A 7825-nucleotide genomic window follows, 5' to 3' on the forward strand; every position below is an offset into this window, starting at 1 on the left:
GCCGACGACGGGCCCGGCGTGGTCCTCTTCCGTTCGCCCGGCCGATCGTGGCCTGATCGCCGGCTGCTCCCGTCCCGCCTGGCCCGCAAGAACAACGGCTGCCTGCCGCCCGGGCAGGCGCGCCAGATCGCCCGTGATCGCTACGACTATCTGTGGCGAACCTGGGGGGACGACCAGTATCGCTACCGTTACGACGGCGGCTATCTGTACCGCTATGATCGTGGCGGATCCCTGCTGGGATGGTTGCCGGCCCTGGGCGGGGCGCTGGGACTCGGCAACGTATGGCCGACGCAGTACCAGTACCAGCCGATCCCGTCGTATTATACGAGCTATTACCGCCTGCCGGACCGGTACGACTATCGGTACGCCGACGGGGTCGTTTACGGCGTGGATCCGCGGACCCAGTCGATCGGTCAGGTAGCGGCCTTGATGACCGGCCAGTCGTGGACTGTGGGTCAGGCCATGCCGGTCGGCTACGACGTCTACAACGTCCCCTACGGCTATCGCGACCGGTACTACGATACGCCGGACCGCTGGTACCGCTATAACGACGGCTATGTGTACCAGGTCGATCCCACCACCCGGCTGGTTCAGGCCGTGGTCCAGCTGCTGGCTTGAGGAGACGCGAGATGAAAGTCCTGCTCGCGTGGGCCGCCGCGCCCCTGGCCGTCCTGGCGCTCGCCGCCTGCAATCCAACCGCCGAGGACGTGTCTGACAAGGCGGGGACGGCGGCGCCCCAACCCTCGTCGCAAACCTTGGCGGCCAGCCTGAAAGCCGACGGCGAACTGGATTCGCTGGAAGGGGCCGTCGCCGGTTCCGGCCTGGAGGGCGTGCTCGAGGGCGTGGGCCCCTACACCGTCCTGGCCCCGACCGACCAGGCGTTCCGGGTCCTGGGCGACGGCGACCTGTCCGACCCGGCGCTGAAGGCCCAGAGCGCGGCCCTGGTGCGGGCCCATATCCTGCCGGGCGTGATGACGCGGCGGGACATCCTGGCGGCCATCGACCGCGGCGGCTCGGGCAAGGTCGAGATGCGCACCATGGCGGACGGGCTTCTCAGCTTCAGTCGCGACGGTCAGGCGATCGTGGTCACCGCGCCCGACGGCGCCCAGGGCCGCCTGACCGGCGACGAGACGCTGGCGTCGAACGGCGTGCTGCAACCGGTGGATGCTGTGCTGGTGAAGCCGTCCGAGGGTTCGTCCTAGGCCGGACCTAGGCCGCGCCCGCCATGAAGTCGTAGACGTCCGCAGGCCGCGTCACCGTGATGGCGATACGGTCCTCGCGGATTTCGATCTCACCGCGAGCGACCGGATGGTTGTTGGCCAGGATCCACACCTCGTCGTTCTCCGAGGCGTCCAGCGGGATCACCGCCCCGCGGCCCATGCGCAGCAGCTGGCTCATCGGCAGGACCGAGCGCCCCAGGACGACCGAGATCTCGACATCGACGGCTTCGATCTGGCTCATGGAGGACTCTGACACGGACGGGGACTGGGCGGGGTGGTCTTGCATGGCGCTCCCGATCCCCACATTGGGGGCGACATGCTTTCCCAGTCCTTAAGCGAAACCGTATCGAAACTGGTTCGAGCCGACGGCCGCCCGGTCGAATGGGCGCGCTCGGAGGGCTACGTCGACTACCCCGCCGCGGTGGAGGCCATGGAGGCGCGCGCCGCCGCCGTCGCCGAGGGCCGCGCGCCGGAACTGGTCTGGCTTCTGGAGCATCCGCCGCTCTACACCGCCGGGGTCTCGTCGAAGGACGCGGATCTGCTGGACGCCGGCCGCTTCCCCGTACACCGCAGCGCCGCGGCGGGCAGTTCACCTATCATGCCGGGCCAGCGGGCTGGCCTATGTGATGCTGGACCTCAACGCTCGCGGCAAGGACGTCCGCGCCTTCGTGCGGGGCCTGGAGCAGTGGATCGTGGGGGCGCTGGGCGAGTTCAACGTCGCTGCCGATGTGCGCGAGGGCCGGGTCGGCGTCTGGGTCGAACGCAAGGGGCCCGGCTGGTCCCGCGAGGACAAGATCGCCGCGATCGGCGTGAAGGTGCGGAAATGGGTCAGCTTCCACGGGATCAGTCTGAACGTGGAGCCGGACCTGACCCATTTCGGCGGCATCGTGCCGTGCGGCATCGCTGAGCACGGTGTGACCAGCCTGGTCGATCTGGGCGTGCCAGCGACGATGGACGAGGCCGACGAGGCGCTGCGGACAAGCTTCCGTCGGGTGTTCGGCGACACGGCCGCTGGCGATCCGCCCGTGTGAACAGATCGGTCGACGCGAGCCGATCAGGGCCGGCGCGGCGTCGACCGCCGCAGTCTCAGGCGCGTCCGCCGGAGCGGGCGCGGGCCTTCCAGGGCTGATCGTACTGATACGCGACGCGAAGCTCGCCGGTGCGGTGCAGGTTGTGGGCGATATGCTTCGCCATCTCCAGGATGCTGGAGCGGCGGTTGGCCGGGGCGTTGGAAAGGGTGGTCATGGAAACCTCCTGTGCGTTCGATGGAGGCATCGTCGCGCAAACCTGCTCGCGGCGATAACGAAAGGCTCGACATATTTCATAAGCTGACATTATGATCTCGCCATGCGCCGCCTTCCGCCGATGTCCGCCGTCCGGGTGTTCGAGGCCGCCGCGCGGCTTGAGAATTTCACGGCCGCCGCCGGCGAGCTGGGCATGACTCAAGCCGCCGTCAGTCATCAGATTCGCATGCTGGAAGAGCGGTTGGGCGTGAAGCTGTTTCGGCGCGAGAAGCAGCGGGTGTTCCTGACACCGTCGGCGCGCCGCGCGGCCATTCTGGTGGGGCGCGGCCTGGACGAGATCGCCGCCGCCTTTTCGGATCTGCGCTCCGAGGACGAGGCGACCCTAACAGTCTCCACCACCACGACGTTCGCCAACGCCTGGCTGGCCTGGAAGATCGGCGGCTTCCAACTGCGCCATCCAGAGATCGCCATCCGCATGCAGGTCGACAACCGAGTTTCGGATCTGTCCGCGGACGGGGTCGATGTGGCGATCCGCCTGGGCTACGGCGGCTGGGAAGGACTGCACGCCGAGCCGCTGCTGCCCGTCGATTTCACACCCATGTGCAGCCCGGCCTTCCTGGCGGAGCACGGCGGAAACCTGCGCCCCGAGGACCTGCTGGATCTGCCCACCATCTCGCCCCACGAGGCCGACTGGGTGACCTGGTTTCAAGACGCCGGCTTGGCGACGGATTCCCTGCTGGAGCGTCCGGCTCTGAGGCTCGACTCCCAGGCCAATGAGGGTCACGCCGCCATGGCGGGCCAAGGGCTGGCCATTCTGACCCCCTTCTTCTGGCGGCAGGACATGGCCGACGGCCGCCTGGTCCGCCCCTTCGAGCAGCGCTCCACGCTGGGCCAGAGCTACTGGTTCGTCACCGCCGAACACCGCCGACGGGCGCCGAAGATCCGCCGTTTCCAGGCCTGGCTGGAGGAGGAGATCGCCCGGGACCTCGCGACGATGGAACGGGAGGAGGACGAAAGGCGCGCACGCTAGGAGCGCTCGCGCTCTCGTCTCAACAGGGTCTCGAACGCAAAACGGCCCGTTCCGACAGGAAGAGGCCCGAAACGGTTGGGGCCGCGTTCGCCGGGCGCCAAGCCAAGGGTGAGGGCGACACCCAGCCAGATCACGATCAGGCCGGCGAAGCCGAGGGTCAGGGTCAGGCTCGGCGGGACGGCGGGGACGCCAACCCGAGCCGCGTCGGGGCCGTACGGCACATAGGACAAGGCGGCGGCGAGGTTTTGAAGCACCAGGACGGGCCAGGCGGGCCAACCGATGTCGTGGGCTCTCTTGGCGGCCAGAGCGAGCAGGGGCCACTGGAACAGAGCGGTGAGCGCGACGCTGAGCAGCAGTTGGCCGGCCGGGACGCCGACCATCGCCGTCGCCACCGAAGACGCGCCGGGAAAGATCGCCGCCGTCGCCACGAAGCACACGGCCAGATAGGTCGCCGCCGTGACAATGGTCCAGAACCACCAATCCCGGCGGCCGAGCCGTCCTCGGAAACCGATCAGCGCCTGCCTGAGCATCGTCGATCCCTCGGGTGAGGCCCAGCGTGGCCCTAGATGAACTCCACCAGCACGTCGTCCGCCGCCACCGGGTCTCCCGCCTTCGCGCCGACCGCCTTCACGACACCGTCGCGTTCGGCCTTGAGGATGTTTTGCATCTTCATGGCTTCGATGATGGCGACGGTCTCGCCGGTCTTGACCTCCTGGCCCACGGCCACGGGGATGGCGACGACCAGGCCGGGCATGGGCGACTGGATCAGCTTGGACGTGTCGGCGGCCTGTTTCTCGGGAAGCCGGGCGTAGAGTTCCGCCAGGCGCGGGCTCAGAACGCGGACCCGGGCCTTGGCGGCGCGGTGACGGATTGAGAAACCGTCGGCGACGCGGGCGACCTCGGCCGTGAAGGACTCGCCGTCCAGTTCGGCGCGGAACTGGGCCATGCCCGGCCGCCAGTCGATCTCGGTCAGGCGGGCGTGGCCGCCGCCGGTGAAGCTCAGCAGCAGGGCCTCGTCCTCGTCATAGGACAGCGACACCCCGTGCGGCGTCTTGTCGATCAGGACCACCCAGTCGGTGCGGTCCGACGGATCGCCGGACTGCTCGGCCTGGATCTCGTTCATCGCGACGGCTGCGGCGATCAGGATGCGCGTCTGGCGCTCGTCCGGCGCCAGGCCGTGGAAGCCGTCGGGGAACTCGTCCTTGATATAGCTGGTGGATAGCGCGCCCGAGCGGAAGCGGGGTTGGTCCATGACGGCGGCCAGGAAGGGCACGTTGTGGCCCAGGCCCGCCAGGTGGGTGTCCTCCAGCGCTCGGGCCATGCCGTTCAGCGCGGCCTCGCGCGTCTCGCCCCAGGCGCACAGCTTGGCGATCATGGGGTCGTAGAACATGCTGATCTCGTCGCCCTCGCGGACGCCGGAATCGTTGCGGACGACATAGCCGTCCTCATGCGCGCCTTCCTCGGGCTGCTCGTAGCGGACCAGGCGGCCGATCGAGGGCAGGAAGCCGCGGTAGGGGTCCTCGGCGTAGATGCGGCTCTCGATGGCCCAGCCGTCGACCTTGAGATCCTCTTGCCGGAAGGCCAGCCTCTCGCCCCAGGCCGACCGGATCATCTGCTCGACCAGGTCGACGCCGGTGATCAGCTCGGTCACCGGATGCTCGACCTGCAGGCGCGTGTTCATCTCCAGGAAGAAGAAGCTCTTGTCTTGGCCGGCGACGAACTCGACCGTGCCGGCGCTGTCGTAGTTCACGGCCCGGGCCAGGGCGACGGCCTGGGCGCCCATGGCTATGCGGGTGGCCTCGTCCAGCAGCGGGGAGGGGGCCTCCTCGATGACCTTCTGGTTGCGGCGCTGGATCGAGCATTCGCGCTCGAACAGGTGGACGACGTTTCCGTGCTTGTCGCCCAGCACCTGGATCTCGATGTGGCGCGGATCGACGATGAACTTCTCCAGGAACACCCGGTCGTCGCCAAAGGCGTTCAGGGCCTCGGCCTTCACCGCCGCGAAGCCCTCGGCCATATCGTCGTCGGAATGCGCGACCCGGATGCCCTTGCCGCCGCCGCCGGCGGAGGCCTTGATCATCACCGGATAGCCGATCTCGCGGGCGATGCGGACGGCCTCGTCGGAGCTCTCGATCAGGCCCATGTGGCCGGGGACGGTCGAGACGCCGGCCTCGGCGGCGAACTTCTTGGAGGTGATCTTGTCGCCCATGGCGTCGATCGCCTCGGGGTTCGGGCCAATGAAGGCGATGCCCTCGTCGCGCAGCCGGCGGGCGAAGCCGGCGTTCTCGCTCAGGAAGCCGAAACCGGGGTGAACGGCCTCCGCGCCGGTTTGCCGCACCGCTTCGACGATCCGGTCCGCGAGCAGATAGGACTGGGCCGCCGGGGCCGGGCCGATCAGCACCGCCTCGTCGGCCATCTCGACGGCCAGGGAGCCGGCGTCGGCCTCGGAATAGACCTGGACGGTCGCGATTCCCATGCGACGGCAGGTCTTGATGATGCGGACGGCGATCTCGCCGCGGTTGGCGATCAGGATCTTCTTGAACATGTCGCCCCGATTAGGCCGCGTTCCGTGTGGAGTAAACCGGAGGGGCGGCGTTCTACGGGCTTGGCAAGGGGCGCGCCGATACGCTTTAACCCCTTCGCCTTTTCGTCGGACCCTTGGAGCCCGAGAGTAATGACACGTTTCCTGACCGCAGCCGCCTCGGCGGCCCTCGTCCTCGCCGTCTCGGCCGGCTCCGCCCTGGCCCAGGATTCCGGGCGCTGGCGCGCCAAGACCTGCAGGCCGCCCACGATGAGTTGGCCGCCAACCATCCCGCCGCCGCGGTTCAGGGGCCCGCCAGCACCGCCTTCCGCGGCTGGATCGACGCCGGACTGCAGGAGTCGTTGGGCCTGGCCGGCCGGGTCAACAGCGGCGACGCCCACGCCTATCTGCTGCGCTACTACGGCGCCGGCTTCCGCGATTCGAACATTTCGCTGCGCCCGACGTTCGAGGGCATGGGCCCGTATTTCGGCATCGCATGGCCCGGCTTCACCACCGGCTGGCGCGACGGCAAATACGTCGTCACCTACGTCAAGCCCGGCGTGCGGGGCGCGCCCCCCGTCGCGCCGCCGTGGTGAGCTGCAACGCCACTCCTATCGAAGAGTTCGCCCGCGCCAAGCTGGACCGCTGGGAGGGCGACCTGACCACCGAGGCCGGGCGCGTGACCTCGGCCCCCTACCTGCTGTGGAACCGCAACAATCCGTTCGTGGGCGGCCTGCCGTCCACCTGCGAGTTCGCGGTCGGCAACCGCCGGGCGCGCGCCTATGAGATCAAGCCGGCGCCGCTCGTCGCCGGCGATCTGGAGGCCGCCTACCGCGCCACCGTCTACATGCCGTCGGCCACGCCGCTGTCGATCGAGACGGTCAACGGGCGGCCCTGGGTCCATGTCCACTCCTTCGCCGACAGCGCGGGCTGGGACGCCTTCAACGCCCAGGTCGAGGCCCAGGCCGCCGCCCTGCGCGGCCCGCAGGGCTTCGTACTGGACCTGCGCGCCGCCTCGGGCTCGTCGGTCTATACGTCGACGGCGCGCGGCTACGGCATGGCCAACCGCATCTGGACGCCCGAATTCACGGTGAGCCGCCAGCCGGCCGCCGGCGAGGTCACCTACCGGGCCACCCCGGGGAACCGTCAGTGGTACGCCGACACCCTGGGCCGGATGGAAGCCGATCCGCGCTTCGTCCAGGAAGCCATGCCGGTGATCGAACAGACGCGCGAGATCATCGCCGCCTTCGACGCCGCCATCGCCGCGGGCCAGTCGACCTTCACCCTGGCCGGCCGCGCCGTGGCCGCCGACACGGGGGCGCCCAACCCCGTGCAGGGGCCGGTGGTCGTGCTGGTGGACGCCGGCTGCTCGGGCGGTTGCCTGGACACCCTGGACCTGCTGTCCAAGCTGCCGAACGTGCGCATCGCCGGCTCGACCACGGCCTCGGATTCGATCTTCATCGAGCCGACCGTACGCCGCCTGCCGTCGAACTATTCGGACCTCAGCTACGGCCACAAGGCCTGGACGTCGCGCGCGCGGGGCAACAACCAGCCCTACACGCCGGCCGCCGGCCTGGCCTACACCGGCAATCCGGCCGACGAAGCCGCGGTGCGGACCTGGGTGAACGGTCTGTTCGGAGGCTGAGCCTGTTCGCTTTCGTCCCGCTTGGCGGGACGATTGAGGAGAAGCATGGAGGGCGGGTCTGGGAAACGGGCCCGCCTTTTCTTTCGCTGCGGGAAAGAAAATATTCCTAAACTCAGCCGTGTTACGACCGATTCCGACGTGTCTCTGACCTAATCTGGCTCCCTC

The 7825-nt window shown here is 68.9% G+C and carries 9 protein-coding genes and 1 pseudogene; 6 read left to right on the forward strand and 4 right to left on the reverse strand.

Annotation, left to right across the window (positions count from 1 at the left end):
* Both AC2W7C_RS10535 and AC2W7C_RS10540 read left to right on the forward strand, forming a co-directional pair.
* A partial coding sequence (locus tag AC2W7C_RS10535) for a hypothetical protein (protein WP_486001401.1) occupies nucleotides 1-618 on the forward strand: 618 nt, incomplete at its 5' end.
* Nucleotides 619-629: 11 nt separating this feature from the next.
* Entirely contained in the window at nucleotides 630-1202 is a 573-nt protein-coding gene (locus AC2W7C_RS10540) for a fasciclin domain-containing protein (RefSeq protein ID WP_486001402.1), read from the forward strand.
* Nucleotides 1203-1209: 7 nt separating this feature from the next.
* Here the strand turns inward: AC2W7C_RS10540 and AC2W7C_RS10545 are convergent, their stop codons facing one another.
* Complete coding sequence (locus tag AC2W7C_RS10545) at nucleotides 1210-1461, reverse strand: FliM/FliN family flagellar motor switch protein (protein ID WP_486001403.1); 252 nt, start codon at nucleotides 1459-1461, stop codon at nucleotides 1210-1212.
* A gap of 75 nt (nucleotides 1462-1536) precedes the next feature.
* Between AC2W7C_RS10545 and lipB the strand changes: the two are divergent.
* Nucleotides 1537-2251 (forward strand): annotated as a pseudogene (gene lipB, locus AC2W7C_RS10550) (lipoyl(octanoyl) transferase LipB).
* Between the two features lie 55 nt (nucleotides 2252-2306).
* On the opposite strand, the gene AC2W7C_RS10555 reads toward lipB, so the two are convergent.
* Nucleotides 2307-2465, reverse strand: coding sequence for a hypothetical protein (locus AC2W7C_RS10555; protein WP_486001404.1), 159 nt, complete (start codon nucleotides 2463-2465; stop codon nucleotides 2307-2309).
* A gap of 102 nt (nucleotides 2466-2567) precedes the next feature.
* Between AC2W7C_RS10555 and AC2W7C_RS10560 the strand changes: the two genes are divergently transcribed.
* Nucleotides 2568-3494: a LysR substrate-binding domain-containing protein gene (locus AC2W7C_RS10560; protein WP_486001405.1), complete on the forward strand. Its 927-nt coding sequence runs from the start codon at nucleotides 2568-2570 to the stop codon at nucleotides 3492-3494.
* Here the strand turns inward: AC2W7C_RS10560 and AC2W7C_RS10565 are convergent.
* Nucleotides 3491-4024: a DUF805 domain-containing protein gene (locus tag AC2W7C_RS10565; RefSeq protein WP_486001406.1), complete on the reverse strand. Its 534-nt coding sequence runs from the start codon at nucleotides 4022-4024 to the stop codon at nucleotides 3491-3493. The two genes, AC2W7C_RS10560 and AC2W7C_RS10565, sit on opposite strands and share 4 nt — an antisense overlap.
* Nucleotides 4025-4056: 32 nt before the next feature.
* Nucleotides 4057-6039, reverse strand: coding sequence for an acetyl-CoA carboxylase biotin carboxylase subunit (locus AC2W7C_RS10570; protein WP_486001407.1), 1983 nt, complete (start codon nucleotides 6037-6039; stop codon nucleotides 4057-4059).
* A gap of 251 nt (nucleotides 6040-6290) precedes the next feature.
* Between AC2W7C_RS10570 and AC2W7C_RS10575 the strand changes: the two genes are divergently transcribed.
* Nucleotides 6291-6611 (forward strand): hypothetical protein, encoded by a 321-nt coding sequence (locus AC2W7C_RS10575; protein WP_486001408.1) that lies wholly within the window; start codon nucleotides 6291-6293, stop codon nucleotides 6609-6611.
* Nucleotides 6608-7660 (forward strand): hypothetical protein, encoded by a 1053-nt coding sequence (locus AC2W7C_RS10580; RefSeq protein WP_486001409.1) that lies wholly within the window; start codon nucleotides 6608-6610, stop codon nucleotides 7658-7660. The genes AC2W7C_RS10575 and AC2W7C_RS10580 overlap by 4 nt, the downstream gene beginning before the upstream one ends.
* The last annotated feature ends 165 nt before the right edge of the window (nucleotides 7661-7825 follow it).

The sequence above is a fragment of the Brevundimonas sp. CURTG3B2_SDJG genome (assembly GCF_057364705.1).

Excerpts from the sequence above, each read along its gene's own strand:
- AC2W7C_RS10540 (WP_486001402.1), top strand. The coding sequence starts at position 630 with ATGAAAGTCCTGCTCGCGTGGGCCGCCGCGCCCCTGGCCGTCCTGGCG.
- AC2W7C_RS10545 (WP_486001403.1), bottom strand. The coding sequence starts at position 1,461 with ATGAGCCAGATCGAAGCCGTCGATGTCGAGATCTCGGTCGTCCTGGGG.
- AC2W7C_RS10555 (WP_486001404.1), bottom strand. The coding sequence starts at position 2,465 with ATGACCACCCTTTCCAACGCCCCGGCCAACCGCCGCTCCAGCATCCTG.
- AC2W7C_RS10560 (WP_486001405.1), top strand. The coding sequence starts at position 2,568 with ATGCGCCGCCTTCCGCCGATGTCCGCCGTCCGGGTGTTCGAGGCCGCC.
- AC2W7C_RS10565 (WP_486001406.1), bottom strand. The coding sequence starts at position 4,024 with ATGCTCAGGCAGGCGCTGATCGGTTTCCGAGGACGGCTCGGCCGCCGG.
- AC2W7C_RS10570 (WP_486001407.1), bottom strand. The coding sequence starts at position 6,039 with ATGTTCAAGAAGATCCTGATCGCCAACCGCGGCGAGATCGCCGTCCGC.